This window comes from Micromonospora sp. NPDC023633 (genome assembly GCF_040640035.1).
Lineage (GTDB): Bacteria > Actinomycetota > Actinomycetes > Mycobacteriales > Micromonosporaceae > Micromonospora.
In genome coordinates this window covers 141,020-167,255 of sequence record NZ_JBFABB010000001.1, presented here as the reverse complement: position 1 = coordinate 167,255, position 26,236 = coordinate 141,020, and the positions used below count along the sequence as shown (strand labels likewise).

The window sequence follows — 26,236 nt, the reverse complement described above, 5'->3', positions numbered from 1 at the left end:
CGGCCGCCGAACCGCCGACCGAGGCCCGCCCGCCGGCGGCGCGGGGCGCGACCGAGGCGCGACCTGCCGGTGCCGTACCCTCCTGTGCAGCCGACCAGCCGCCCCCGGCGGCGTCACCGCCGGGATCGCCGTGCTGGCCCGGGATCTGGGCCCGCCCGCGCGGGGAACTGGAATCGCCGTACGAGTTCATTCCTCACACCCTGCCGTCGCGGTGGGGCGCTGCTGCACCGCCACCGGTTTGCCGTGAGATGGGACACCCGTCGAGGGCGGCACGTGCGTGCCGGTCGACCGGTGCCACTTGCGAATCAATCGGGCCAATCAGACCAACGATCCGTTGGTGCCCCCGGGCGTGTGCGCGCTGGCCGGGGTCGGCCGATCGAGCGAAGATCACCGTTGCGCCTCTCGCCTCCGTCGGCCGTCCGCACCGCTGCCCGAGGCGGACGCGCCGCCCATCGCGCCCTGGTCCGGCCCGCCCTCCGGGCTCCCGGCCAGCCCGTCCCGGCCGAGCAGGTACTGCTCGACGAGATGGTTCCAGTCACAGCCGAGGCACACCTCCACCACGAAGACCTGGAACTCACGCACCGTCATCGCCAGCACCGGCAGCTCGGCCAGCGTCCGGGCCTGACCCGCGGACTGCCTGAGTTCGTCGCCGTAAATGTAGTGGACGTGGGTCAGGTTCTCGCTCCGGCAGATCGGACACCGCTCGTCGGTCGGCTCGCCGTGGAAGCGGGCCGCGTTCTTCAGGTAGGGCGAGGCGTCGCAGACGTCGTACGTGCCGACCCGGCCGGCGAGAAGCTCACGCAGCACCGCTCGCTTCCGGAGCGAGTAGTCGACCACCTGGCGCTGCGTACGCATGCGGAGAAGGGTACGCGGTCTCGTCGGACTGGGCGACCACCGTGACGATGCGTGACCGGGGGACCCCGGAGCGGGGGGTTTGCCCTGATCACGGCGATCCGCTAGCGTGCGATGTATCGGTCCGATACATCGCGGCGGTTACCGCTCCGCGTAGAGGGTACAGAGAGGATGGCCCGTGCTCGAGCTCGCCATCCTCGGCCTCCTGCAGGAGTCTCCGATGCACGGCTACGAGCTGCGCAAGGAGCTGACCGCCAAGCTTGGCGCGATCAGGGCGGCGATCAGCTACGGCTCGCTCTATCCCACCCTGCGCCGGTTGCAGGCGGCGGGGTGGATCACCGAGGCCGCCGACCCACCCGCCACCGCCGAGGAGGTTCCCGCGTTGACCAGCCGACGAGGTCGGGTGGTCTACGAAATCACCGCGGAGGGCAAGGAACGCTTCGCCCAACTGATCGCACAGACCGGGCCCGAGACGTACGACGACACGGGGTTCGGCGTGCACTTCGCGTTCTTCGCCCGGACCGACCAGGCGACCCGACTCCGCATCCTCGAGGGTCGCCGGCGAAAGATCGAGGAACGCCGCGAGGGGCTTCGCGACGTGCTCGGCCGGGCGGCCGAACGCCTCGACGCCTACACGCTGGAACTGCAGCGCCACGGCCTGGACGCCTGTGAGCGCGAGGTCCGCTGGCTGGAGGAGCTCATCGCCAACGAGCGCTCCGGCCGTGCCCCGACGGTCCCGTCAACCGGGACGGCCGGCGGTCGACGAGAAGACAACAGCCCGCCTGCCCCTGGAGAGTTCAGGAATGAGCGGCCGTGATGAAGAAGAAGGAGGCAGACGCTATGGGCTCCGTCCGCGTCGCCATCGTCGGTGTGGGTAACTGCGCCTCGTCCCTCGTGCAGGGCGTGGAGTACTACCGGAACGCCGACCCGAACGACCGCGTCCCGGGTCTCATGCACGTCACCTTCGGCGACTACCACGTTTCGGACGTGCAGTTCGTCGCGGCGTTCGACGTGGACGCCAAGAAGGTGGGCATGGACCTCGCCGAGGCGATCGTCGCCAGCGAGAACAACACCATCAAGCTCTGCGACGTGCCGCCGACCGGCGTCACGGTGCAGCGCGGTCCGACCTTCGACGGTCTGGGCCAGTACTACCGCGAGATCGTCGAGGAGTCCGACGCCCAGCCGGTCGACGTCGCCCAGGCGCTGCGCGACGCGCAGGTCGACGTCGTGGTCTCGTACCTGCCGGTCGGCTCCGAGCAGGCCGACAAGTTCTACGCCCAGGCCGCGATCGACGCGGGCTGCGCGTTCGTCAACGCGCTGCCGGTCTTCATCGCCTCCGACCCGGAGTGGGCCAAGAAGTTCGAGGACGCGGGCCTGCCGATCGTCGGCGACGACATCAAGAGCCAGGTCGGCGCCACCATCGTGCACCGCGCGCTGGCGAAGCTGTTCGAGGACCGGGGCGTCGAGCTGCTGCGCACGTACCAGCTCAACTTCGGCGGCAACATGGACTTCATGAACATGCTGGAGCGCAACCGCCTGGTCTCGAAGAAGATCTCGAAGACCCAGTCGGTCACCTCGCAGATCCCGCACGAGATGAGCAAGAGCGACGTGCACATCGGCCCGTCGGACCACGTGCCGTGGCTGGACGACCGCAAGTGGGCGTACATCCGCCTGGAGGGTCGCTCCTTCGGCGACACCCCGCTCAACGCCGAGCTCAAGCTCGAGGTGTGGGACTCGCCGAACTCGGCCGGTGTCATCATCGACGCCGTCCGCGCCGCGAAGATCGCGCTGGACCGGAAGATCGGTGGCCCGATCCTGTCGGCCTCGTCGTACTTCATGAAGTCCCCGCCGGTGCAGTACGCCGACCACGACGCGCACGCCGCCGTCGAGGCGTTCATCGCCGGCGACGTCGAGCGCTGACGCGCCGACATAAGCACCATCGAGGGCCGGGTCCGCACGGACCCGGCCCTCGCCACGTCCGGCCTCCCGCAGCCGTACGCGCGACGACCATCGACGTCACACGGGGTCGAGCGGTCGGCCACCTGCCGTTAGGCTGACCGACGTGACATCCCTCGCTCGCCGCGGCTCGCGCGGCGCGGCGCGACGGGTCATCGGGGCGGTCGCCAGCGCGGTGTTCCTTCCGGTCCTCGTCGGCTGCGCGGCGCCGGGCACCGATCCGGCCACCACACCGGCAGGCGGCGCGGCATCGGATGGCGGCGTGGCAGCGGCCCGCCCGGCCACCTCTGCGGCGCCGGCCGAGGCCGACTGCGTCAGGGCGGGGACTCCGGTCGCGCGCCCCGGGGACGACGCCCGGCCCGGTGGCAGTGCCCCAGCCGCCACGTCGCGTCCACCCGGCACCCGACATCCGCTGACCGACGAGCACGTCGCGCGGAGGAGTTCCGCCGCCAGCAGGCGGCCAACGACGCCTTCCGGCAGCGCGGCACGCTCGCCGAGGAGGCGGCCAGCGGTGCCCGGGCCTGCGCGGCGGACGTCAGGAGGAGACTCAACCTGCTGACCGCCAGCGACCGGGACGAGCCCGGGCAGGAGGCCGTCCGGCGGGCGATCGTGGCGACAGGGCTGACCGAGGTCACCGTGCGGCCACCGGGTCGACTCGACCTCGGCCCCGCCGACGGGCTGGTCTTCGCGGGTTGGACCGGCCGGGCATGCGTCTTCGGCAGCGTCCGGGCGGGCGACGTCACGGTGGAGATCGGCGCGCGCATCGCCGACGGCGGCTGTCTGCCCGCCCCCGGCTGACCGGCGAGGGTGGTGCGGAGGAGTCCGCCTCCGGTTGACGCGGCCGGGGCGTGGACGGAACCGCCTCGCGCCGTCAGGACCAGGCGCGGCGCAGGGCGACCCCGGCCTCCAGCTCCAGCAGCTTCACCTTTCGGTCCAGGCCGCCGCCGAAGCCGACCAGCTTGCCCCCCGCGCCGACGATCCGGTGGCACGGTACGAGCACCGGGATCGGGTTGCGGTTGCACGCCACCCCGACCGCGCGGGCGGCGCCCGGGTCGCCGAGCCGCCGGGCCACCTCGCCGTAGGTGAGCGTCTCCCCGTACGGGATGCGGGTCATCTCCCGCCAGACGCCCCGTTCGAAGTCGGACCCGCCCGGCGCCGCCAGCGGCACCGCGAAGCTGGTCAGCTCGCCGGCGAAGTACGCGCGCAGCTCCGCCAGCGCCTGGCGGGCCGCCTCGTCTCCCGGCTCCTCGACGGCTCCGGAGGCCCGGCCGAAGTGGGCCCGGCACACGTGGGTCCCGTCGGTGGCGACGGAGAACTCGCCGATCGGGGAGTCGAGCACGGTCCAGCGCATCCCCCCATTGTCCCCGGCGCCCCAACGCGGCCCCGCCCGCGCCGCCCGGGCAGCCCGCAAGGCCGGCCGGCGAGCCGCGCCACCGCCGGCGTCGGCGGGTGGCGGTGCTGCCGGCCGCGCCGGCCCGGCGTGCCCGGAGCGGACGAGTGGGCCGTCGGCGAGAGCTGTCAGAGCAGGGTGAAGCCGAGCAGCAGGGCACCGGCGCTGAGGCTGGCGCCGCCCGCCACGGCCAGCCAGATGAGCTTGTTCGGCTTCGTGTCCTGCGGTCGCACCACCGAGAGGAAGAAGCCGAGCGGCATCAGGACGGGCGCGGCCACGAGGAGGGCGCGGATGAGCGTGCGGGTGCCGTCGGACGCGTCGGCCTGGTCCACGTAGGGCAGCACGGCCAGCGCGAAGAGGACCAGCACCCCGGCGTGCGCGTGCCCGGCCGTCCAGAGCCCCCGGCGTACCGGGTTGTCCAGGTAGCCGGCCTTGCGCCGGGTGAGGTGCATGAGCAGGGTCAGCCCGCCGTACGCGATCGTGACGACGGTGATCAGCAGGATGCCGGCGGTGGTCAGGGTTGCCGAGGACACGGGCGCCTCCTTCTTGTCGATGTCAAGATTGACGTTCCGCCCGAATCTTGTCAACAGCTAGATTGCCGGCGGCGGAGAGGTTCCGGCGCCCCGCTGAGCGGTCGACACCCGGACCGACGTTGCGGGGCACCGATACCGTGCAGGCCGTGGCCACGGGGACGCTGATCTTCCTCATCATCGGCGGCGCGGGCGTCGCGGTACTGGCGCTCGCCCTGCTCGGCGGCGAGCTGTTCCACCTCGGCAACCCGGAATTCGACGGTCCGGTGTCGGTGGAGGCGGTCGCCGGGTTCACCGGGGCGCTCGGCTTCGGCGCCGCGATCGTCAACGAGCTGATCGGTGGGCGTACCCCCGGAATGATCGCGGTTGCCCTGGCCGGGGGCGTCGCCGCGGCCGTGCCCACCGCCTGGGCGGCGGCCCGGCTCAGCCGGGCCGCCCGCGACATGCGCACCGATCCCACCCCCACCCGCCACCATCTGGTCGGCGCGCTCGGCCTGGTGGTCACTCCGGTGCCCGCCGACGGCTACGGCGAGGTCCGGGTCCGGGTGGCCGGCCAGCCGGTCAAACTCAACGCCCGCGCCGACCGGCCGATCCCGGTCGGCGCACAGATCTTCGTGGTCGAGGCGCTCAGCGAGACCAGCGTGCACGTCGAGACCTACTGAACCCCCTCGTCAAGAAACAGGACGGTCACATGCCCCTTCTCATCGCCATCGGCGGCGCGGTCCTCCTCGTCCTCGTGCTCGTGCTCTTCGTGCTCTCCCGGATCAAGGTCGCCGGGCCGAACGAGGCCTTCATCGTCACCGGCCGCAAGGGCCGCACCACGCAGACCGCCGACGGCGGCCGGTCGACCGACAACTCCGGGCAGAAGGTCGTGCTCGGCGCGTCCGTCTTCGTCCTGCCCGTCGTGCAGAAGCTCCAGTCGCTCGACCTGTCCAGCCGGCGGATCGACGTCGGCATCAAGGGCGCGGTCAGCAAGCAGGGCATCCGCGCCGACCTGCACGGCGTCGCGATCGTCAAGGTCGGCGGCACCGAGGACGCCATCCGTGCCGCCGCGCAGCGCTTCCTGCACCAGCAGGACGAGATCGAGGACTTCACCCGGGAGGTGCTGGCCGGCGCGCTGCGCTCGATCGTCGGCCGGCTCACCGTCGAGGAGGTCATCCGGGACCGGGCGGCGTTCGCCAGCGCGGTCGCCGAGGAGGCCGAGCACTCGATGACCAACCAGGGCCTGGTGCTGGACACCTTCCAGCTCCAGGACATCCTGGCGGAGGGTTCCTACCTGCAGGACCTGGGCCGGCCGGAGGCGGCCCGGGTGCTCAAGGACGCGGCCATCGCCGAGGCGCGGGCCCGGCAGCAGGCCGAGCAGGAACGGCTGCTCGCCGAGGAGGCGATCGCCGAGGCCAACCGGAACCTGTCACTGAAGCAGGCCGCCATCCAGGCGGAGATCGACGCCGCCAAGGCGAAGTCCGCCGCCGCCGGGCCGCTGGCCCAGGCCGAGCGGGACCAGGCGATCCTCTCCGAGCAGCAGAAGGTCGCCGAGCGCAACGCCGAGCTCAAGCAGCGCCAGCTCGACACCGAGGTACGCAAGCCGGCCGACGCCGCCCGGTACAAGGTGGAGCAGGAGGCCGAGGCGTCCCGCAACGCGGCCGTGCTGAACGCCGACGCCCAGCGCCAGGCCGTCATCGCCGCCGCCCAGGCCGCCGCCGAGCAGGCCCGGCTCACCGGTGAGGGCGAGCGGGCCCGCCGGGCCGCGCTGGCCGAGGCCAACGCGATCGAGGGCGCCAAGGAGGGCGAGGCCGAGCAGCGCCGCCGTTCCGCCATCGCCGAGGCGGTCGAGCGGGAGGGCGCGGCGGAGGCCGCGGCCATCCTGGCCAAGGGTCAGGCCGAGGCCGACGCGATGGCCCGCAAGGCCGAGGCCTTCGCGGCGTACGGTGAGGCCGCGGTGCTGGACCTGCTGGTCAAGGTGCTGCCGCAGGTGGTCGAGGCGGCCAGCGCCCCGATCGGCGCGATCGACAAGATGACCGTCATCTCCACCGACGGCGCCTCGTCGCTGACCAAGTCGGTGGCGGGCAACGTGGCCCAGGGGCTCCAGCTCGGCAGCGACCTGACCGGCATCGACCTGGCCGGGCTGCTGTCGAAGCTCGGGGCGGCTCGCAACGGCGACGGGACGCCGCCGGTGGCCGGGACGGCCGTCGAGCGGCACGCCAGCTGACCCTGCCCGACGCGACTGCCCGGGGCCGGGCAGAACGACGCCCGCCGAGCCGTGCTCCTGCAACGGCTCGGCGGGCGCCGACGTTCGGTGGGGCGGTGGATCACCTACCGGGGGTGGCCCCCGGCGGACGCCGCAGTGGACCGGGCACCCGCCGCGCCGTCCGGGAGGCCGACGCGGCGGGTGTCAAAGGGGTCCGTCAGACGACGCCGACGGCGAACTTCTGTGCGGTGCCGAGACCCAGGGTCGGGCTGGACCAGTCGATGGTCCGGTCCGCGATGAGCGGGTTGGCACCGGCGGTGATCGCCTGCCCGTCGATGTACGCACGCAGATAGATGGTGCCGTCCGCGTTGTAGTCGACGAAGTCGAACACCTCCCAGGGGCCGACAGCGGTGCCCCTGGCGATCAGCGGCTTCGCGCCCGCGCTCTCCGCGGTCACCAACTTGCCGTTGACCAGGGCCCGCAGCGTGAAGAAGCTGCCCTCCTCGAGGAAGACCAGTTCGTACTTCTCCCACGCGCCGGCCGAGGTGCCGCGGGCGATCAACGGCAGCGTGCCGGAGCTCTCCGCGGTCACGAACTTGCCGTTCACCGACGCCTTGAGGCTGATGACCGGGTTCGGTGCCTCGAAGTCGAACTTCTCCGAGGCGCCGATGGCGGTGGCGCTCGCGATCAGCGGCAGCGTACCCCCGGCGTCCGCGACGACGAACTTGCCGTTGACCTTCGCCTTGAGGCTGACGCTGCCGTCGGTGTTGTGGACGATCTGGAACTTCTCCCACTCACCGATGGCAGCAGCGCCCGCGATCAGCGGCTTGCTGCCCGCGCCGTCCGCGGCGACGAACTTGCCGTTGACCCGCGCGCGCAGCCCGACGTACCCGCTTCCGGCGTCGACGACGTCGAACTTCTCCCACGCGCCCACGCTGGTACCGCGGGCGACCAGCGGCTTCGTGCCGGAGCTCTCCGCGGTGACGAGCTTCTGGTTGATCCGTGCCTTCAGCCCGTACGAGCTGCGGGCCACCGGCGCGGTACCGACCTGGAGGAACCGGTCCAGCGAGCCCTGCGCGTCGTGCACGGGGCCGGAGAGGCCGCCGGTCACGATGCTGTTGCGCACCTGCGACGGGCTCCACGTCGGGTTCGCCGCCAACTTCAGCGCCGCGGCGCCGGCGACGTGCGGCGACGCCATCGAGGTGCCGTTCAGCGTCTCGGTGCCCGTCGTGGAGCCGATGGTGGCGGAGGTGATGCTGACGCCCGGCGCGAACGTGTCGACGCAGCTGCCGTAGTTGGAGAACCAGGCCCGCGCGTCGATCTTGTCCGTGGCGCCGACCGTGATCGCCGCCGGCACCGACGCCGGGCTCACCTCGCAGGCGTCCTGCATGGAGTTGCCCGAGGCGACCGCGTAGGTGATGCCGCTGGCGATCGAGGCACTCACCGCGTCGTCGACCGCCTGGACGTTGCCGCCGAAGCCGAGGCTCATGTTCGCCACGGCCGGCTTGACGGCGTTCGCGGTCAACCAGTTGATGCCGCTGAGCAGCTCCTCGGTCGTGCCGAAGCCCTCGCAGTCCAGGACCCGCACCGCGACCAGCTTGACGTCCTTCGCGACGCCGTACCTGGTGCCACCCACCGTGCCCGCCACGTGCGTGCCGTGCCCGTTGCAGTCACTGGCGTCCTCGGTGGACGTGCGGTCCAGCATGGCGTTGAAGCCGTAGCTGGCCCGGCCGCCGAAGTCCTGGTGCGCGATGTTGATGCCGGTGTCGAGCACGTACGCGGTGACACCCGCCGCCGACGTACTGGGGTAGGTGTAGGAGCCGTCCAGCTTCGGCGACACCTGGTCGATCCGGTCCAGGCCCCAGGACGGGGGGCTGGTCTGGGTCCCGGTCGCGGAGGCCCGCATGACGGGCTCCACGTAGGCCACCCGCGAATCCAGCGAGAGCCGCTTCACCTGACCCGCGTTGGCCTCCATCGAGTACCCACGCAGGCCGCTGGTGAAGACCTTGCGTACCTTGCCCCCGTTCTTCTGCGCGAGCGCGGACGCGGCGGCCCGGGTCTCGCTCGGTGTCGCCTTGCCGTCCTTGAGGACGACGATGTAGCGGCCCGGTACGACCCCGCCCGGTTCGGCGCCGCGCACGGGCGCCCGGGTCGGTTCGGCGGGCTCGGCCATCGCCGCGCCGCCGGAACCGGCGACGGCGATGGACGTCGCGGAGGCGAGAAGCAGGCCCGCCACCGCTGAGCGGCGTGCAACGCCACGACGTCTCACAAATGACTCCCCGTTGATTCGGAAGACCGTCCGCTGTGGATGCGGAACCGGTCGTACGGCCAGCCGCTGCCGGACTCGGAGGGCTGGAGGATTCCGCCCCATCATCAGTGATGATCAGTAGATGCCGCGTCGGCCATTCGGTCGATACGCCGGCGTTGCGTCCTCGCCGCGCGAAGCGGTGCGCCCAGCCGTCGGAGGGCGCCGGCCGGAATCGGCACCGGGTCCGCGCTACAGTCCCCTGTCGCGGGCCCAGCGCAGCAGCTCCGCCTCGGCCTCGTCGCGGTCCAGCGGGCCCCGCTCCAGGCGCAGCTCCTTGAGGTGCTTCCACGCCTCCCCGACCACGGGCCCCGGCGGTACGCCCAGCAACTCCATGATGGCGTTTCCGTCCAGGTCGGGCCGGACCCGCGCCAGGTCCTCCTCGGCGGCGATCCGGGCGATCCGCTCCTCCAGCGCGTCGTAGTCGGCGGCGAGCTGGGCCGCCTTGCGCCGGTTGCGGGTGGTGCAGTCCGACCGGGTCAGCTTGTGCAGGCGCGAAAGCAGGTCACCGGCGTCCGCGACGTAGCGGCGCACCGCCGAGTCGGTCCACTCGCCCCGGCCGTAGCCGTAGAAACGCAGGTGCAGCGCCACCAGCGCGGTGACCTTGGAGGTGGTCTCCTTCGGGTAGCGCAGCGCCTTCATCCGGGCCTTGGTGAGCCGGGCGCCGACCACCTCGTGGTGGTGGAAGCTGACCCGGCCGTCCGTGCCCACCGCCTTCGTCGCCGGCTTCCCGACGTCGTGCATCAGCGCGGCCATCCGCAGGATGAAGTCCGGCCCCTCGGTCTCGTACGACACGGCGTTGCTCACCACGGTGAGGGTGTGCTCGTAGACGTCCTTGTGCTGGGCGTGCTCGTCGATCTCCAGCTTCAGCCCGGTCAGCTCCGGCAGGAAGCGCTCGGCGAGGCCGGTGTCGACCAGCAGCCGCAGCCCGGTGATCGGGTCCGCGCCGCAGAGCAGCTTGGTGAACTCGTCGCGGATCCGCTCGGCCGTGATCCGGTCCAGGTCGCCGGCCATCCGGGTCATCGCCGCGTACGCGTCGGGGTGCACCACGAAGCACAGCTGGGCGGCGAACCGGGCCGCGCGCAGCATCCGCAGCGGGTCGTCGCCGAACGACTCCGCCGGGGTGCCCGGGGTGCGGATCACCTTGGCGGCCAGGTCGTCCAGCCCGCCGTGCGGGTCGGTGAACCGGTGCTCGGGCAGGCTGACCGCCATCGCGTTGATGGTGAAGTCGCGCCGCCTCAGGTCCTCGGCGAGATCGGTGCCGTACTCGACGACGGGGTTGCGGCTGACCTGGTCGTAGGACTCGGCGCGGAAGGTGGTGATCTCCAGCCGCAGCCCGTCGCGCTGGCACCCGATGGTGCCGAACTCCCGGCCGGTCTCCCAGATCGACTCGGCCCAGCCGCGCACGATGCGCAGGGTCTCGTCGGGGTGCGCGTCGGTGCAGAAGTCGAGGTCGTCGCCGAGGCGGCCGAGCAGGGCGTCGCGTACGGAACCGCCCACCAGGTGCAGCTCGTGGCCGGCCCGCGCGAACCGGCGGCCCAACTCGTCGGCGACCGGGGAGACCCGGAGCAGTTCGGCGACGGCGTTGCGCTGCGCGGCGGTGAGTTCGCGGCGGTCGGCGGCGTGGGAAGCGGAGGCGTCGGACATGGGAGCGCCAGCCTATCGGTCCCGGTGGGGATGTGGTCCGCCGGGCGCGGGTATCGGGTGGCCGTTGACTATCGTCTGTGACGTGCGGGCCGTGCCCCGGCTCCGACTACCTCTCTGCCTTGGAGGCGACAAGATGAGCGGCGGTCTCTACCGCAGCGCGAACGCCGCCCAGGGAGGCGCCGCGCCCGGCCGGCCGTCGGACGGCGCGACGTTCATCTCCGCCGAGCCGCTCAACCAGCCGGCCATGGAGTCGACCGCGCCACCGCAGGAGCAGGTGGGCGAGGCCAGCGCCGCGACCAACAGCGCGGTGATGGCGATCGGCAGCCTCGTCAGCCGGGGTACGGGCTTCCTGCGCAACCTGGTGATCGCGGCGGCCCTCGGCGGCGCACTGGTCGGTGACGCGTACACCACCGCGCAGATCCTGCCCGGGATGGTCTACGAGTTCCTGCTCGGCGGCGTGCTCACCAGTGTGCTGATCCCGGTGCTGGTGCGCCGGCGCAAGTCGGACGCGGACGGCGGCCAGGCGTACGCCCAGCGGCTGCTCACCCTGGCGGTGCTCGCCCTCGGCGTGGCGGCCCTGCTCGCGGTCGGGTTCGCCTCCACGCTGACCTGGCTCTACGGCAGCGGCGAGTCGACCGACGGCTATTCGGACCTGGTCACGGCGCTGGCCCGCCTGATGCTGCCGATGATCTTCTTCTCCGGCCTCAGCGCGCTGATCAGCGCGGTGCTGAACACCCGGGGTCACTTCGCCGCCCCGATGTGGGCGCCGATCCTGAACAACCTGGTGGTGATCGCCACCGCCGGCCTCTACATCGCGATCTTCGGCGCGGACATCATCCGGCCGGAGGACATGACCACCGGGCGGATCCTGCTGATCGGCGGCGGGACCCTGCTCGGCGTGGCGATCCAGGCCGCCGGACTGCTGCCGGCGCTGCGCAAGGTCGGCTTCCGCTGGAAGCTGCGCTTCGACTTCCGGGAGCTGGGCCTGCGCGAGCTGGGCCGGCTCGGGGCGTGGATGTTCTGCTACGTCGCGGTCAGCCAGATCGGCCTGATCGTGCTGTTCAACCTGCTGAACCGGGCCGGCCGGGAGAACGCCGCCGGTCCGCTGATCTACAACAACGTCTTCCTGCTGCTGATGACGGCGCACGGCATCATCGCCGTGTCGATCATCACCGCGCTGATGCCCCGGATGAGCGCCGCCGCCGCCGACGGCCGGTACGCGGACCTGGCCGCCGACCTGTCCCGGGGCACCCGGACGGTCACCGCGGTGCTCGCCCCGATCGCGGTCTGCTACGCCGTCCTCGCCACCCCGATCGCGTTCACCCTGTTCAAGTTCGGTGCCTTCAGCGAGGACAACGCCACCGCGACGTCGGTGGTGCTGCTCGCCGCCGCGCTCGCCCTCGTGCCGTTCGCGGTCAGCCAGCTCTTCACCTTCGCCTTCTACGCCCTGCCGGACACCCGCACCCCGGCGCTGATCAACATCCCGGTGGTGGCGCTCCGCATCGGGGTGCAGATCGTGCTCTTCGTGGCCTTCTCGGCGACCTTCGCCGGTGCCGGCATGATGATCGGCAACGCCGTCTCCTACCTGGCCGCCGCCATCGCCTCGGCCTGGCTGCTGCGCCCCCGGGTGGGCCGGATCGGCCTCGGCGAGATCATGCGGACCGGCGGACGGGTCGCGGTCGCGGCGCTCGGCGCGGCGGTGGTCGGCCTGATCGTGGTCAAGCTGCTGCCGGGCGACGACACGCCGACCCGCCTGGAGGCCGTCGTCCAGCTCGTCGTCGGTGGCGGGGTGATCGGCGGGACGTACCTCGGGCTGGCGATGGTGCTGCGGATCGGCGAGATCACCGAGGTCGTGGGCATGGTCCGCCGCCGGCTGGGCCGCTGACCGAAACCCGTCTTTCTGGGCGGCGGCGCCCTGCGGGCGGACTGCACTCTCTGTGAACGAGGATCACCAGCCTGGGGATGCGCCTGTGGATAACTCCGCGATTCACCGCTCAGCCACCGGATCGGCCTGTGGATAACCAGCCGTACGGCTGAGCATGGTGGGCCGGTCGGGGGGAACCCCGGCGATGTCGGCGCGATCGCCACACCGGCCGGCCCCCTCCCTGTGGGTGCTTGTGGTCAACCTCTAGATTGGCCAGTACATGTGCCAGCAACGTGGCTGACAACGGGAGCAACCGGACAGGCCGGTCGCCTACCGGCAGCTCGGCCCGGGAGCGGCGCGAAGATGACATGTCGGGGAGACCGCCAACCCAGGTAAGGTCGCTCTCGACGGGTACGGCAGGCGCCGACGCTCCGCGTCGACACCGGTCGGCCGGTTCCTTCGAAGGCAGAGCGGGAAGCCACATGCCCAGCAGCGCGGGTCCATCGATCGACACGATCACCGAGGGAGGACGGGTGACCCAGGTCGGCGAGGGTCAGGAGGCGGAGGAGAGCGTTCCTCAGGTCAAGACCTTCGGTGCTCCCACGGCCGGTGAGATCCTCGCCGAGCGTTACGAGCTGGTCGAGCACATCAACAACGACAGCGCGGGTCGGCTGGTCTGGCGCGGGGTCGACGTCATCCTGCGCCGTCCCGTCGCGGTCGTGCTGCGCTACCCGGGTGGCGACTCGGCCACCGAGATGCTCCAGGGCGCCGTCGCGGCCAGCCGCGTCATCCACCCCAACCTGGTCGGCGTCTACGACGCGATCGACGAGGCCGAGCGGGCGTACGTGGTGCGGGAGTGGGTCGACGGGCGGTCGCTGCGCGAACTCGTCGCCGACGGCCCGCTGGACCCGGCCCGCGCCACCACCATCGGCAACGCGGTGGCCAGCGCCCTCGCCGCCGTGCACGCCACCGGCATGGTGCACGGCAACGTCCACCCCGGCACCGTGATGATCAGCGACGACGGCCGGGTGGTGCTGGCCGACGCGCGCACCGACGGCGCCGACAGCCAGCAAAGCGACGTCCGCGCGATCGGCGGGGTCCTCTACTTCGCTTTGACCGGGCACTGGCCGCACGCCGAGGCGCCGCTGCGTGGCGCCACCGCCGGCCACGGCCGGGCCGCCATCCCCGACGCGGTCCGCGACGCGGGCGGCGCGATCGCCGCCCCCCGGCAGGTCCGGGCGGGCGTGCCGGCCTACCTCGACGACCTCACCATGGACCTGCTCGACGCCGAGATCGAGCCGCCCGCGTCGGACGTGCTCGCGGCCGAGCTGGCCCGGCTTGACGTGCCGGCCGACGAGCAGTTCCTGGACAACGGCGGCCCGCTGCGCTTCACCCCCGACACCGGCGAGGAGCCGTCGCCGCTGGCCGCCGCGGGCGGGCGCAAGGTCGCGATCGGCATCGCCGGCCTGCTGGCGGTCGCCCTGGTCGGCCTGCTGATCGGCATCACCGCCCTGCGCGGCGGCGACAACGGCCCACAGACCAACCCCGTCGCCGCGCCCTCGTCGAACGCGCCCGGCGGTGACGCCACCCCGGCCGCCGTCACGGCCGGGCCGCTGAAGATCAGCGCCGCCCGGATCATCGACCCGGACGGTGACCGGACCGAGGTCAGGAACGCCGACAGGGTGTTCGACAACGACGAGGACGAGGGCTGGGAGACCCAGACCTACCGCGGGCACGCCAACTTCGGCAACCTCAAGCAGGGCATGGGGGTCTGGATCGACCTCGGCGGCGAGCACACGGTCAAGTCCGTGCAGGTCCTCCTCTCCGCCCGGGGCGCCTCCGCCCAGCTCTACGCCGGCACCACCGACCGGCCGTCGTCGTCCTCCGGTGACGCCCAGCTCTTCGCGGACTACAAGAAGACCGCGATCGGCCAGCCGTTCGAGGAGCACGAAGGCACCAAGATGACCTTCAACGGCTTCAACGCCGACCAGAAGTACCGCTACCTGCTGTTCTGGATCACCGAGCTGCCCGCGAGCGACGGCGGCTACAAGCTCGGGGTCCAGGAGATCACGGTCCAGGGATCGTGAGTCGGCCACCGCGCTCCGGGCACCGCATCCGCCGGACGTGGTGATGGGCGTACGCGGGGAACGCACGACCGGTGGACCGGTGGGTCCGCCGGTCGCGTCGTCGGCGCCGCCGGCCGGGCCGGCGGACCTCGACCTCCTGCACGCCCACGTGGCCGGCGACCGGCACGCCTTCGCCGAGCTCTTTCACCGGCACCGCGACCGGCTCTGGGCGGTGGCCCTGCGCACGCTCGGCGACCGCGAGGAGGCCGCCGACGCCCTCCAGGACGCCCTGCTGTCGGCCCACCGGGCCGCCGGCCGGTTCCGGGGCGACTCGGCCGTCACCACCTGGCTGCACCGGATCGTGGTGAACGCGTGCCTGGACCGGATCCGCCGCCGCCAGGCGCACCCCACGGTGCCGCTGCCGGACGGCGTCCGGGACACCGACTCCGGCACCGGGGGCGTCGAGCCGGCGGCCCCCGTCCAGGACCACGACACGGCGCTCGTGGTCCGGCAGGCGCTCGCCGAGCTGCCGCCCGAGCAGCGCGCGGCGCTGATCCTGGTCGACGTGCAGGGCTATCCCGTCGCCGAGGTGGCCCGGATCCTCGGCGTGGCCGAGGGGACGGTCAAGAGCCGGTGCGCCCGGGGCCGGGCCCGCCTGGCGACGCAGCTCGGGCACCTGCGTCCCCGCCCGACCCCGCAGCAGGCGGAGCCGCAGTCCACCCCGCAGCGGGCCGAGCCGGCCCCGACGGCGGGTCCGAACGTGCCGGCCGTCACCCGAGGGAACCCGCGGTCGCCCGAGGGCGTCCGATCGGGGTCGGGACAGTCCCGGCGGGATGTCCACCAGGAGGACACGTGACGGCCGGGGGGTTCAGGGAGGTCGACCACGACCTGCTCGCCGACTACCTCGGCGGGGCGCTGGACGGCACCCCGGACGAGGAACTGGTCGCCCGACTGGTCGACGAGGACGCGGCCTGGGCACAGGCGTACGCGCTGCTGGCTCCGGCCGTGGCGGACGTCCGCGCGGACCTGGCCGCCTGGGGCGCGCCCGCGCCCGAGATGCCGGCCGACGTCGCCGACCGGATCGTCGCCGCGCTGGCCCACGCCACCGCGGTCGGCCCCGGCACCACGGACTCCGAGCCGGGCCACTCCGAGCCGGACCGTTCGGGGGCGGGCGGCCGGGGCGCGGGAGACGACGCGGCGTCCGCCGAGGAACAGCCGGCCCAGGGCCAGCCGACGGTCAGGACGGGTGCCGGCGCGGTGCCGACGCAGCCGCTCGGCGGATCCGGCAGGCGTCCCGCCGGCGTACCCCGGTCGGAGCCGGGCCGCGGCAAAGCCACCGGGCCGGGACGACGGCGGCGCCGCTGGACCCGGCTGGCCGGGCCGGTCGCGCTGGCCGCCGTGTCGATCGCGGCGGTCGGGCTCGGCGTCAGCCAGCTCACCAGGGACCAGCAGCTGGGCGGCGCCGCGGACACGGCGTTGCCCGGCGCCGCGAACCGTGAGGACGTCGGCCCCGCCGCCGCCACGCCGTTCCGGATCGCCGGCGAGCCGTCGGTGCGCAGCGGAACCGACTACACACCCGAGTCCCTGGCCGCCCTGCCGTCGTCGCCGAAGTCACAGTTGTTCACCCGCGGTCCGTCCGGGGAGCAGCCCGGCGTCCAGTCGGAGGGCGGGCGGCTGCCCGGCTCCGCCACCGGGCTCGACCGGCTCACCGACCCCGCCGCGTTGGGGGCCTGCATCGGCGAGATCAAGGCCGAGCACGGCAACGGTCCGCTGGTGGTCGACGTGGTCGACTACGCCCGGTTCCAGGGCCGCCCGGCGCTGATCGTGCGCTTCACCGACGCCACGGGAGCGCGCTGGGCCTGGGCGAGCGGGCCGGAATGCGGTGTGCCCGGGTCCGGCTCGGACAGCCGCTACCGCACGCGGGTAGGGTGAATTCGCGGCCACCGGGCGTTTGACCGTCCACGTGACCTGACCCACCGGATGACCGGCTCGGGAATCCCCGGTTCGTACGATGACGTTCTGCACATCGAAGTGCCGGCACCGCGAGGGGCGTCGGCATCGGATCGGCATCGGTGCGCGCCGATGGCGAACAACACAATCGGGAGACGGCAGTGGACGAGGTCCGCAACCTGATCATCATCGGCTCCGGGCCGGCCGGTTACACGGCGGCGGTCTACGCGGCGCGCGCCAACCTCAAGCCGCTCATCATCGAGGGCGTGCAGTCCGGCGGTGCGCTGATGACGACCACCGAGGTGGAGAACTTCCCCGGTTTCGCCGACGGCATCCTCGGCCCCGAGCTGATGGACAACATGCGCAAGCAGGCCGAGCGGTTCGGCGCGGAGTTCCTCACCGACGACGTGACGCGCGTCGAGCTGAAGGACACCGGCAGCCTGGGCTCCGACGCCGTCAGCACCGTCTGGGTGGGCCAGACCGCGTACCGGGCCAGGGCGGTCATCCTCTCCACCGGCTCCGCGTGGCGTCCGCTCGGCGTGCCCGGCGAGCAGGAGTACCTGGGCCACGGCGTCTCGTCCTGCGCGACCTGTGACGGCTTCTTCTTCCGCAACCAGCACATCGTGGTCGTCGGCGGCGGTGACTCGGCGATGGAGGAGGCCAGCTTCCTCACCCGGTTCGCCGACTCGGTCACCATCATCCACCGCCGGGACTCCTTCCGGGCCAGCAAGATCATGGCCGAGCGGGCACTGAGCAACGACAAGATCAAGGTCGAGTGGAACACCGTGGTCGAGGAGATCCTCGGCGACGACGGCAAGGTCTGCGGGGTGCGGGTGCGCAACACGCACACCGGCGAGTCCAAGGTCCTCGACGTCACCGGCGTCTTCGTGGCCATCGGTCACGACCCGCGCAGCGAGCTCTTCCGGGGGCAGGTGGAGCTGGACGACGAGGGCTACGTCAAGGTCGAGGCGCCGAGCACCCGGACCAGCGTGCCCGGCGTCTTCGCCGCCGGCGACCTGGTGGACCACACCTACCGGCAGGCGATCACCGCCGCCGGCACGGGCTGTGCCGCCGCGCTGGACGCCGAGCGCTTCATCGCCACGCTGCAGGGCTGAAACCGAAACATTCCCGGAGGAGGGTCATAGTGGGAGCAACGAAGTCGGTCACCGACGCGAGCTTCGCCGCCGACGTGCTGAAGTCCGACAAGCCGGTTCTGGTGGACTTCTGGGCCGAGTGGTGCGGCCCGTGCCGCAAGGTGTCGCCGCTGCTGGAGGAGATCGCCGGCGAGATGGGCGACCAGGTCACCATCGTCAAGCTCAACATCGACGAGAACCCGGAGACCGCCCGCACCTACCGGGTGATGTCGGTCCCGACCCTCACCGTCTTCAAGAACGGCGAGCCGGTGCAGTCGATCGCCGGCGCCAAGCCGAAGGGCGAGCTCGTCAAGCTCATCGAATCGGCGCTCTGAGCAGCACCGACGCGCGTCGACCCCGTACCCGGTCCGCCGGGTACGGGGTCGACGCGTTTTTCCCGACGTGCCACACCCGGAGCCCTCGGAGCGCATAACCTCAACCCGGGGCCGCCCGGCCAGCAACCGTCCGTGCAGAGGGGGTCGTGCGTGCGTCCGATCCGACCCGGTGACCGTGGACCCGCGGTGACCGAGATCCGTACGGTGCTGACCGGCCTCGACCTGCTCGTCCCGACGGCACCGGACGCCGACGAGTTCGACACCCACACCGAACGGGCCGTGCGGGCCTTCCAGCAGTCCCGGGGGCTCAGCGTGGACGGCCGGGTCGGTGCGGAGACCTGGCGGGCCCTGGACGCCGCCCGCTGGCGGCTCGGCGCCCGCACGCTCTACCACGCCGTCCCGGAGCCGCTCACCGGCGAGGACGTCCGCTCGCTCCAGGAACGGCTGCTGGAGATGGGGTACGACGTCGGCCGCGCGGACGCCATCTACGGCGTACGGACGTCCCGGGCGGTCGCCCAGTTCCAGCGCGAGGTCGGGCTGACGCCCGACGGCTCGTGCGGTCCGCACACCATGAACGCGCTGCGCCGGCTCGGCCGCAAGGTCGTGGGCGGGCGGCCGCAGTGGCTGCGCGAGTCCGACGCCATCCGGCAGTCCGGCCCGACGCTGGTGGGCCGGACCGTCGTCATCGACCCCGGACACGGGGGCACCGACCCGGGCGTGGTGGTGCCGGACGGGTCGCTGCGGTGGACCGAGGCGGATCTCGTGCACGACCTGGCCAGCCGGTTGGAGGGCAGGCTCGCCGCCTCCGGCGTCCGGGTGCAGCTGACCCGCGGGCCGGCCCCGGAGGACTGCCTGCCGGACGTCGGCCGGGCGGAGCTGGCCAACTCGCTCGGCGCCGACGTGTTCATCTCGCTGCACCTCGACGGGCACGCCAACCCGGAGGCCGAGGGGGTGGCGACCTACCACTACGGCACCGACAACGGGGTGACCTCGGCGACCGGGGAGCGGCTGGCCGGGCTGGTGCAGCGGGAGATCGTGGCGCGTACCGGGCTGCGCGACTGCCGTACGCACGCGAAGGCGTGGGACCTGCTCCGGCTGACTCGGATGCCGGCCGTACGCGTCGAGGTCGGCTACCTCACCTCGCCCGCCGACCGCGCCCGGCTGGTCGACCCCCGGTTCCGGGACAGGGTGGTGGAGGCCATCGTCGCCGCCGTGCAGCGGATGTACTTCCCCGTGGAGCGGGACGTGCCCACCGGCTCGATCGACGTGAGCGAGCTGCGGGCGGTGGTGGCCGCCGGCACGGTGGTGGACTGAGCCGCCTGCCGTCTCCTGCCCGGAACGCGCCGCTGACCGGACGCGCCGGCGCGGGGTCAGCCCACGGTCGAGCGGGTGGCCGGGGCCGGACGGACCGGGCGGAGCAGCGTCTCGGGGCTCATCGAGCCGAGCAGCTTCTCCAGCGCGTACTCGACGTCGGACTTCCAGCTCAACGCGGTACGCAGCTCCAGCCGCAGGCGGGGGAAGCGCGGGTGCGGGCGGACCGTCTTGAAGCCCACGGAGAGGAAGAAGTCGGCCGGGGCGACGCAGGTGCCGGCGGGGTCGGCCGCGTCGCCGAACTTGGCGTCGCCGAACGCCTCGATCGCCTTGATGCCGCGCTTGGTGAGGTCCCGGGCGACGCCCTGGACCAGCATCCGGCCCAGTCCGCCCCCGGCGAAGGCGGGCACCACGTTGGCCGTCATCAGCAGCGCGGCGTCGGCGGAGACCGGGGAGGTGGGGAAGGCCATCGAGCGGGGCACGTAGGCCGGTGGGGCGTACAGGACGAAGCCGGCCGGCATGCCGTCGACGTAGACGAGCTTGCCGCAGGAACCCCACTCCAGCAGCGTCTGCGAGACCCAGGCCTCCTTCTCCAGCCCCGGGTCGCCCGCGGCACAGGCCCGGTCCGCCGAAACCGGATCAAGCTCCCAGTAGACGCACTGCCGGCACGGACGGGGCAGGTCCTCCAGGGTGTCGAGGGTCAAGCTGACCAGACGTCGCGACATTGGTGCATCCCCACATTAGGCTCGGAGGTGAGACCGGCACGGAACGACAACGCCGCCTTCCTGCCCCCGACGAGCGATCGTACGCCGCAAACGGACGCCGCGGGAGGGGACGCGCGAATGCCCCTCCTTCCGAGGCGCCAACGGGGTCCGCGATGTGGACGCCGGTCCCCGTCACGGTGGCGTCCTGCCAGGCGGCGACTAGGATCGACACCGGCGTCCCGCGTCGCCATGGTCGCCGGTGTCCCGGGTACGCCGGGGCGGGAGCCACCCGAGCAGCCATCGAGGTGATGTCATGACCGGCACGACGCTCGACGACTACACCGACCGGTACGCCCGCCGCGTGCGGGGCATGACCGCCTCGGAGATCCGCGCGCTCTTCGCGGTGGCCAGTCGGCCGGAGGTGGTCTCGCTCGCCGGCGGTGCCCCCTACATCGCGGCGCTGCCGCTCGACGCGGTCGGCGAGATGCTCGGCCGGCTCGGCGCCGAACACGGCGCCACCACCCTCCAGTACGGCATCGGCCAGGGCACCCTGGAGCTGCGCGAACGGATCTGCGAGGTGATGGCGCTCTCCGGCATCGACGCCGCCTGCGGTGCGTCCCCGGACGACGTGGTGGTCACCGTGGGCGGGCAGCAGGCCCTCGACCTGGTGGCCCGGCTCTTCCTCGACCCGGGGGACGTGGTGCTCGCCGAGGGCCCGACCTACGTCGGCGCGCTCGGGGTGTTCCAGGCCGCCCAGGCGCAGGTCGTGCACGTGCCGATGGACGACGACGGGCTCGTCCCCGAGGCGCTGGAGGCGGTCATCGCCGAGCAGGCGCGCGCCGGCCGGCGGGTCAAGTTCCTCTACACCATCCCGACCTACCAGAACCCGACCGGCGTGACGCTGACCGAGGAGCGGCGGGAGCGGGTGCTCGACATCTGCGAGCGCGCCGGCCTGCTCGTGGTCGAGGACGACCCGTACGGTCAGCTGGGTTTCGAGGGGGACGCGCCGGCGCCGCTGCGCGCGCGGCGCCGCGACGGGGTCTTCTACCTCAGCACCTTCTCCAAGACCTTCGCCCCCGGCCTGCGGGTCGGCTGGATCCTCGCGCCGCACGCCGTCCGCGACAAGCTGGTCATCGCCAGCGAGGCGCAGATCCTCTGCCCGAGCGGCTACGCGCAGGCCGCCGTCTCCACCTACCTCGGCACCATGCCGTGGCGGGAGCAGCTGAAGGTCTACCGCGAGGTCTACCGGGAACGGCGCGACGCGATGCTCGCCGCGCTGGACGACCTGATGCCCGCCGGCACGACCTGGACGACGCCGGGCGGCGGCCTCTTCGTCTGGGCGACCCTGCCCGACGGCCTCGACTCCAAGGCGATGATGCCCCGGGCCATCGCCGCCCGGGTGGCGTACGTGCCGGGCACCGGCTTCTACGCCGACGGCACCGGCAGCGGCAACATGCGGCTCAACTTCTCGTTCCCGTCCCCCGAGCGGATCCGCGAGGGCGTGCGCCGACTGGCCGGCGTGATGGAGCAGGACATCGCCATGCGGCGGGTCTTCGGCACGGTCGGCCGCCCCGGCGCGCGGCGCGGGCAGGCCGGCTCGGACACGCCGGGACCCGACTTGGCATGATTCCGGCATGGTTCCCACCGCTGCCGACCGTTCCGTCGTGACCGACTCCGCCGTCACCGCCGACCTGCGGGTGCTGGTGCTCGCCGGCGGGCTCTCCTACGAACGTGACGTCTCGCTGCGGTCCGGGCGCCGGGTGCTCGACGCGCTGCGTGCGGTCGGGGTGGACGCCGAGCTGCGGGACGCCGACGTGGCGCTGCTGCCGGCCCTGACCGCCGATCCGCCGGACGCCGTGGTGATCGCCCTGCACGGCGCCACCGGCGAGGACGGGTCGCTGCGCGGCGTGCTCGACCTCTGCGGCATCCCGTACGTGGGGTGCGACGCCCGGGCGTCGCGGCTCGCCTGGGACAAGCCCTCGGCCAAGGCGGTGCTCCGCGAGGCGGGCATCCCGACCCCGGACTGGGTCGCCCTTCCGCACGACCGGTTCTCCGAGCTGGGCGCCGTGGCGGTGCTGGACCGGATCGTCGAGCGGCTGGGGCTGCCGCTCATGGTGAAGCCCGCCCAGGGCGGTTCGGGGCTGGGCGCCGCCGTGGTCCGGGACGCCGCGTCACTGCCGGCCGCGATGGTCGGCTGCTTCGCGTACGACTCCACGGCGCTGGTCGAGCGGTACGTGCCCGGCATGGACGTCGCGGTCTCCGTGGTCGACCTGGGCGACGGGCCGCGCGCCCTGCCGGCGGTGGAGATCGTGCCCCGCAACGGGGTGTACGACTACGCCGCCCGCTACACCGCCGGCCGGACGACCTGGCACACGCCCGCGCGGCTGGAGCCGGCGGTGGCCAGCGCGGTGGCCGACGTCGCGCTGGCCGCGCACACCGCGCTGGGCCTGCGCGACCTGAGCCGCGTCGACCTGATCGTGGACTCCGCAGGGCGGCCGCACGTGCTGGAGGTCAACGTCTCGCCGGGGATGACCGAAACCTCGCTGCTACCGCTCGCGGTCCAGGCCGCCGGTCTGGACTTCGGCAGGATGGTCGGAACCCTGGTGGCCCGCGCCGCGACCCGGCACCCCTGATCGACCGATCCGCCGCCGTAGCCGGCATGGGCCGCGTGCGGCCGCCCCGGAATACCTCCTCGGGTGAGGGTCTGGCGCGCGTCTGGGGCCCGTCGCGAAGTACGGACTGGTGGCCGTGGTGAGCGGCTGACGAGGGTTCGGGTCAGGCTGGGGTGAGGAGGCAGAACTCGTTGCCTTCCGGGTCCGCGAGAACGGTCCACGGGACATCGGCTTCGCCCAGGTCGACGGCGGTGGCGCCGAGAGCCCGCAGTCTGGCCGCCTCGGCCTCCATGTCGTCACCTGGGTATGGGCGGACGTCGAGATGGACGCGGTTCCACCCGGTCTTCACGTCGGCTGTGCGGAGGAACCGCAGATATGGGCCGACGCCCTTGGCGGAACGCAGTACCGCGTTGTGGTCGGTCACCTCGTGCAGGGTCCAGTCCATGGCCTCGCCCCAGAAGCGGGCCATGGCTCGCGGATCGGCGCAGTCGACCACCACCGCCGCGATCGGTCCGGTGTCTCGGTAGAGCGGTCGGGGGTCCAACACGCAGAACTCGTTGCCCTCCGGGTCGGCCAGGACCGTCCATGGGACGTCGCCCTGGCCTACGTCGGCAGGTGTTGCGCCGAGGTCCTTCAGGCGCGTGACCATCTCCACCTGATGGGCCGCCGAGGTGGTCGCGAGGTCGACGTGCACGCGGTTCTTCACCGTCTTGGGTTCCGGAGAGGCAATAAGGTCGAGGCAGACGGCGACGGGGTCGGGGTAGACGAAGCCCTCGGGTTCGAGGTTGGTCACGCCCGGTCCCTCGCTGGAGACTCCCCAGCCGAGCACCTCCGCCCAGAAACCGCCCAGCGCGGAGTCGTCCCGAGCCTTCATGTTGATCTGCACGAGCCGCGTAGCCATGCCGGCAATGCTAGGGCCTGCCGATTCGGCGGTGGTGCCCGACTGGAGTGATCGTTCGACGTGGCCAAGGTCGGCATATGGCGAGGTCTCCGGTAGCTGGTTCAGCGACCAGGCAGAACCCTGGACCGGAGATCTCGTGAACTCCTGGCGGTGACCTGGGCGGCGTCAGCGTCCAGCCGGGCGACACGCGCTCGGCCGCTCCCGCGGCGGGTTGACCACGAAGCCGCACCCTGGGATGCGAGGAGGCCAGAAACCCCTCGCCATCATGCTGACCGCCGGCCACCGGTCTTCGACCCGCACCTCCAACAGCAACGTCACGTCGTGGAGTGCGGGATCAACCGGCTCACGCGCAATCGGGCCGTGGCCACCCGCCTCGACAAGCTGGCCGTGCGCCACGAGGCCACCATTCACCTCGCCGCCATCGACGAGTGGCTGTGACCGGCTTCGACACAGGCCCTAGGCGCCCGACCGTTCGGACGCCTCGCCGTCCGTCTCCTCGGCCGGCGGGGTCTCCTCGGCGGACTCGATCACGGACACCGCCTCGCCCTCCAGCGGGGCGGCTTCGACCGTGGGCTGTCCGGTGAAGCTGGACGGCGTCTGCCACTGGATGCGCGGCGGCTCGGCCAGCGGGCGACCGCCGAACTCCGCCAGCCAGGCGGCCACCATGGCGAGGTTCTCTCGCCATTGCGCCTCGGAGATGGGCGGCAGGATGGAGTCCCAGAGGGAGAGGAAGGTCCCCCGCAGCTGGAGCTGCCCGTAGGGCCGGGCGAGGAACCACATGTGCAGGTGCGCCGAGCCGTCGCCCCAGCGGTTGACGTGCACCCGGGCGACCCCGTCGAGGGACCGGATGGCCCGTTCCAGCCGCACGGTCATCACCCCAAGCTCGGCGGCCAGCAGATTCGGCAGGTCGCCGAGGTCCAGGTGCGAACGGGATTCCAGGATCAACACCATCGGCAACCCGGTGGGGCGGTCCATGGCGCGTACCCGCCATCGCTCGCCCACCCAGATGTAGGCGTCGTCGGGGGCGTTGCAGGCGGTGCATTCCCGGTGCCCCTCGCCCTTGCGGAGCGGCTCGACCGGGACCGGATCATCGAGTTGCTTGACGCGAAGGTCGCCCTCGAAGGGAAAAGACGGCCACTGGGTGAAGTCCGGAACTGAGGGAGGGGTGTCGCGCACGACGCTGACACTAACCGTTTCCGGCACCGCTGTCCCTCCCCGATCCATCCACGAAGCCGCGCTGATCCGGCCATCACGCGGCAACGCGGAGCGGCTCTGTCCACAGCTATCCACAGGCCCCCACGGGCCGATGAGACGCCGGACACACGGCGTCATCCACAGGCTGCCACCCCGTTCCACGCGGGGTTTCACGTGAAACGGGGCAGCCTGTGGATAACCGCTGTGGATAACTTCGGGCGTGGTGGCGCATCGCTTCGCCGGGTCGCACTCGCCGGTTCCACGTGAAACCGGAGGCATGTCAGACGTGTCTCCTCGTCGCTCGTCAGCCACCGCCGATGCCGTCCGCTGCTCGGCGTGCCGTAGGAGATCGGGGACGTCGAGGGGCTGGCCGGAACCTGGCCGGAAAGCGTGGGGACGGAGGACGACAGACGCGCTGCGCGTCTTTGTCGGGACCCACTCGCACCGCTCACGTCGCGCCGTCTGACTTCACGCTCTGGTGGGCCTCCGCGCTACTGCCGCCCGTCGCCGTGGTTGTCGTCGCCAGAGCCCGCCGGCGTGGGCGGTCGTTCCCTCCTCCCGTTTCGCGTGGCGTCCGCCCGGCGAGCGGCTGGCGTGATCGCCTTCAGGGCTCCTTGTTGTCTCCGCCCGCTCCACGCCGGCGCGGCGAGGTTCGTTGGGGACGTTGGGGGCTCTGGGGACTCTGGGACCGCCGGGAGCGGTCGGAACGTTGGAAAGGCGGGGACGCAGGAACCCCGGGACGGCTGGGGAACGGCAAGGAGAAACCGAAACGCCGTGGATGCTGGGACCGCAAGGAAGCAGGGACGGCCGAAGGACGCGGGGACGGGCAGGAACGGCCGGGAGCTTGCGACCGCCGGGGACTGGGAGCGCTCAGACCGCAGGGAAGGCTGCGACCGCCGGGCACGCCGGGGCATGGGCCTTTGGGAAGCGAGGATGGAGAGCTGCGGTCTGCGGAGCGGTAATCGGACAGGGGCGGCGAGCCGGCGGACAGGGCCGGCGAGTCGACTCGGGATTTCACGGTCGCTAACCGCTCCACCGAGCATGTGGTGCCCGTGTGGGGTACCGGCACCAACCGCTTGGGCCTCAACGGTCGCTGAGGACGCCGAGGGCGGGGCGGCTGAGTCACCGCGCCGGACCTTCGGCGTCGTCCCTTCGAGAGCGGCGTTTCCGCCCCGGACGTCGCGACCCCGGCACGGATGGCGCCCTTCGGATGATCGGGCGGGTTGAGAAGGCTCGCCCTCGGTTCGGGTCGAGCCGGCCATCGCAGGCCACCGGGAGCGGTCGGGTTTCACGTGAAA

General features: G+C 72.4%; 22 protein-coding genes and 2 pseudogenes. 15 read left to right on the top strand and 9 right to left on the bottom strand.

Features of this window, described 5'->3' with window-relative positions; translation table 11 throughout:
- Together AB0G13_RS00845 and AB0G13_RS00840 are read right to left on the bottom strand one after the other, a co-directional pair.
- A partial coding sequence (locus AB0G13_RS00845) for a hypothetical protein (RefSeq protein ID WP_357866874.1) occupies nt 1–190 on the bottom strand: 190 nt, incomplete at its 3' end.
- A gap of 197 nt (nt 191–387) precedes the next feature.
- Nucleotides 388–855: a DUF5318 domain-containing protein gene (locus AB0G13_RS00840; protein ID WP_357866871.1), complete on the bottom strand. Its 468-nt coding sequence runs from the start codon at nt 853–855 to the stop codon at nt 388–390.
- Between the two features lie 175 nt (nt 856–1,030).
- Between AB0G13_RS00840 and AB0G13_RS00835 the strand changes: the two genes are divergently transcribed.
- From AB0G13_RS00835 to AB0G13_RS00825, 3 genes are all read left to right on the top strand, one after another.
- Nucleotides 1,031–1,669, top strand: a complete 639-nt coding sequence (locus AB0G13_RS00835) for a PadR family transcriptional regulator (protein WP_357866868.1) — start codon at nt 1,031–1,033, stop codon at nt 1,667–1,669.
- Between the two features lie 23 nt (nt 1,670–1,692).
- Nucleotides 1,693–2,772: an inositol-3-phosphate synthase gene (locus AB0G13_RS00830; RefSeq protein WP_357866909.1), complete on the top strand. Its 1,080-nt coding sequence runs from the start codon at nt 1,693–1,695 to the stop codon at nt 2,770–2,772.
- Between the two features lie 645 nt (nt 2,773–3,417).
- Nucleotides 3,418–3,606: a hypothetical protein gene (locus AB0G13_RS00825; RefSeq protein ID WP_357866866.1), complete on the top strand. Its 189-nt coding sequence runs from the start codon at nt 3,418–3,420 to the stop codon at nt 3,604–3,606.
- A gap of 73 nt (nt 3,607–3,679) precedes the next feature.
- Here AB0G13_RS00825 and AB0G13_RS00820 read toward each other — a convergent pair whose 3' ends face one another.
- Nucleotides 3,680–4,159, bottom strand: a complete 480-nt coding sequence (locus tag AB0G13_RS00820; protein WP_357866863.1) for a methylated-DNA--[protein]-cysteine S-methyltransferase — start codon at nt 4,157–4,159, stop codon at nt 3,680–3,682.
- A gap of 167 nt (nt 4,160–4,326) precedes the next feature.
- Nucleotides 4,327–4,731, bottom strand: a complete 405-nt coding sequence (locus AB0G13_RS00815) for a hypothetical protein (protein WP_357866861.1) — start codon at nt 4,729–4,731, stop codon at nt 4,327–4,329.
- Nucleotides 4,732–4,868: 137 nt separating this feature from the next.
- On the opposite strand from AB0G13_RS00815, the gene AB0G13_RS00810 reads away from it, so the two are divergent.
- Together AB0G13_RS00810 and AB0G13_RS00805 are read left to right on the top strand one after the other, a co-directional pair.
- The gene (locus AB0G13_RS00810) at nt 4,869–5,390 is read left to right on the top strand and encodes a hypothetical protein (protein WP_357866906.1); all 522 of its coding nucleotides are present in this window, start codon (nt 4,869–4,871) and stop codon (nt 5,388–5,390) included.
- Nucleotides 5,391–5,419: 29 nt separating this feature from the next.
- On the top strand, nt 5,420–6,937 hold the full coding sequence (locus tag AB0G13_RS00805; protein WP_357866858.1) for an SPFH domain-containing protein: 1,518 nt from the start codon (nt 5,420–5,422) through the stop codon (nt 6,935–6,937).
- Between the two features lie 196 nt (nt 6,938–7,133).
- Here AB0G13_RS00805 and AB0G13_RS00800 read toward each other — a convergent pair whose 3' ends face one another.
- Nucleotides 7,134–9,152, bottom strand: coding sequence for a S8 family serine peptidase (locus tag AB0G13_RS00800; protein WP_357866855.1), 2,019 nt, complete (start codon nt 9,150–9,152; stop codon nt 7,134–7,136).
- A gap of 261 nt (nt 9,153–9,413) precedes the next feature.
- Entirely contained in the window at nt 9,414–10,868 is a 1,455-nt protein-coding gene (locus tag AB0G13_RS00795; RefSeq protein ID WP_357866852.1) for a CCA tRNA nucleotidyltransferase, read from the bottom strand.
- Nucleotides 10,869–11,001: 133 nt separating this feature from the next.
- On the opposite strand from AB0G13_RS00795, the gene murJ reads away from it, so the two are divergent.
- From murJ to AB0G13_RS00760, 7 genes are all read left to right on the top strand, one after another.
- Nucleotides 11,002–12,753 carry a murein biosynthesis integral membrane protein MurJ gene (murJ, locus tag AB0G13_RS00790; protein WP_357866849.1) on the top strand — a complete coding sequence of 584 codons (1,752 nt, stop codon included), beginning with the start codon at nt 11,002–11,004 and terminating at the stop codon, nt 12,751–12,753.
- A 461-nt stretch (nt 12,754–13,214) separates the two neighbouring features.
- Nucleotides 13,215–14,819, top strand: coding sequence for a protein kinase family protein (locus AB0G13_RS00785; RefSeq protein ID WP_357866846.1), 1,605 nt, complete (start codon nt 13,215–13,217; stop codon nt 14,817–14,819).
- Nucleotides 14,820–14,862: 43 nt separating this feature from the next.
- Complete coding sequence (gene sigM / locus AB0G13_RS00780; protein ID WP_357866844.1) at nt 14,863–15,654, top strand: RNA polymerase sigma factor SigM; 792 nt, start codon at nt 14,863–14,865, stop codon at nt 15,652–15,654.
- Nucleotides 15,651–16,730, top strand: a complete 1,080-nt coding sequence (locus AB0G13_RS00775) for a hypothetical protein (RefSeq protein ID WP_357866841.1) — start codon at nt 15,651–15,653, stop codon at nt 16,728–16,730. Before sigM ends, AB0G13_RS00775 begins: the two co-directional genes overlap by 4 nt.
- A 179-nt stretch (nt 16,731–16,909) precedes the next feature.
- The gene (gene trxB, locus AB0G13_RS00770) at nt 16,910–17,863 is read left to right on the top strand and encodes a thioredoxin-disulfide reductase (protein WP_357866838.1); all 954 of its coding nucleotides are present in this window, start codon (nt 16,910–16,912) and stop codon (nt 17,861–17,863) included.
- 29 nt (nt 17,864–17,892) lie between these two features.
- Nucleotides 17,893–18,216, top strand: a complete 324-nt coding sequence (gene trxA / locus AB0G13_RS00765; RefSeq protein ID WP_088996685.1) for a thioredoxin — start codon at nt 17,893–17,895, stop codon at nt 18,214–18,216.
- A 150-nt stretch (nt 18,217–18,366) separates the two neighbouring features.
- The gene (locus AB0G13_RS00760) at nt 18,367–19,530 is read left to right on the top strand and encodes an N-acetylmuramoyl-L-alanine amidase (RefSeq protein ID WP_357866835.1); all 1,164 of its coding nucleotides are present in this window, start codon (nt 18,367–18,369) and stop codon (nt 19,528–19,530) included.
- Nucleotides 19,531–19,586: 56 nt separating this feature from the next.
- Here the strand turns inward: AB0G13_RS00760 and AB0G13_RS00755 are convergent, their stop codons facing one another.
- Nucleotides 19,587–20,252 carry a GNAT family N-acetyltransferase gene (locus tag AB0G13_RS00755; protein ID WP_334604379.1) on the bottom strand — a complete coding sequence of 222 codons (666 nt, stop codon included), beginning with the start codon at nt 20,250–20,252 and terminating at the stop codon, nt 19,587–19,589.
- A 292-nt stretch (nt 20,253–20,544) separates the two neighbouring features.
- On the opposite strand from AB0G13_RS00755, the gene AB0G13_RS00750 reads away from it, so the two are divergent.
- Nucleotides 20,545–21,858: a PLP-dependent aminotransferase family protein gene (locus tag AB0G13_RS00750; protein ID WP_357866831.1), complete on the top strand. Its 1,314-nt coding sequence runs from the start codon at nt 20,545–20,547 to the stop codon at nt 21,856–21,858.
- A 7-nt stretch (nt 21,859–21,865) separates the two neighbouring features.
- Nucleotides 21,866–22,864 carry a D-alanine--D-alanine ligase gene (locus tag AB0G13_RS00745; RefSeq protein ID WP_357866828.1) on the top strand — a complete coding sequence of 333 codons (999 nt, stop codon included), beginning with the start codon at nt 21,866–21,868 and terminating at the stop codon, nt 22,862–22,864.
- A 142-nt stretch (nt 22,865–23,006) separates the two neighbouring features.
- On the opposite strand, the gene AB0G13_RS00740 is transcribed toward AB0G13_RS00745, so the two are convergent.
- The gene (locus AB0G13_RS00740) at nt 23,007–23,744 is read right to left on the bottom strand and encodes a VOC family protein (protein WP_357866825.1); all 738 of its coding nucleotides are present in this window, start codon (nt 23,742–23,744) and stop codon (nt 23,007–23,009) included.
- Nucleotides 23,745–23,931: 187 nt separating this feature from the next.
- Here AB0G13_RS00740 and AB0G13_RS00735 point away from each other — a divergent pair.
- Nucleotides 23,932–24,027: pseudogene (locus tag AB0G13_RS00735) on the top strand (IS5/IS1182 family transposase); the annotation flags it as partial.
- A 299-nt stretch (nt 24,028–24,326) separates the two neighbouring features.
- Here AB0G13_RS00735 and AB0G13_RS00730 read toward each other — a convergent pair.
- Nucleotides 24,327–24,920, bottom strand: a pseudogene (locus AB0G13_RS00730) (hypothetical protein); the annotation flags it as partial.
- Between the last annotated feature and the right edge of the window lie 1,316 nt (nt 24,921–26,236).

Excerpts from the sequence above, each read along its gene's own strand:
- AB0G13_RS00795 (WP_357866852.1), bottom strand. The coding sequence starts at position 10,868 with ATGTCCGACGCCTCCGCTTCCCACGCCGCCGACCGCCGCGAACTCACC.
- AB0G13_RS00740 (WP_357866825.1), bottom strand. The coding sequence starts at position 23,744 with ATGGCTACGCGGCTCGTGCAGATCAACATGAAGGCTCGGGACGACTCC.
- AB0G13_RS00830 (WP_357866909.1), top strand. The coding sequence starts at position 1,693 with ATGGGCTCCGTCCGCGTCGCCATCGTCGGTGTGGGTAACTGCGCCTCG.
- AB0G13_RS00785 (WP_357866846.1), top strand. The coding sequence starts at position 13,215 with ATGCCCAGCAGCGCGGGTCCATCGATCGACACGATCACCGAGGGAGGA.
- AB0G13_RS00840 (WP_357866871.1), bottom strand. The coding sequence starts at position 855 with ATGCGTACGCAGCGCCAGGTGGTCGACTACTCGCTCCGGAAGCGAGCG.
- AB0G13_RS00750 (WP_357866831.1), top strand. The coding sequence starts at position 20,545 with ATGACCGGCACGACGCTCGACGACTACACCGACCGGTACGCCCGCCGC.
- sigM (WP_357866844.1), top strand. The coding sequence starts at position 14,863 with ATGGGCGTACGCGGGGAACGCACGACCGGTGGACCGGTGGGTCCGCCG.
- murJ (WP_357866849.1), top strand. The coding sequence starts at position 11,002 with ATGAGCGGCGGTCTCTACCGCAGCGCGAACGCCGCCCAGGGAGGCGCC.
- AB0G13_RS00745 (WP_357866828.1), top strand. The coding sequence starts at position 21,866 with ATGGTTCCCACCGCTGCCGACCGTTCCGTCGTGACCGACTCCGCCGTC.
- AB0G13_RS00755 (WP_334604379.1), bottom strand. The coding sequence starts at position 20,252 with ATGTCGCGACGTCTGGTCAGCTTGACCCTCGACACCCTGGAGGACCTG.
- AB0G13_RS00805 (WP_357866858.1), top strand. The coding sequence starts at position 5,420 with ATGCCCCTTCTCATCGCCATCGGCGGCGCGGTCCTCCTCGTCCTCGTG.
- AB0G13_RS00820 (WP_357866863.1), bottom strand. The coding sequence starts at position 4,159 with ATGCGCTGGACCGTGCTCGACTCCCCGATCGGCGAGTTCTCCGTCGCC.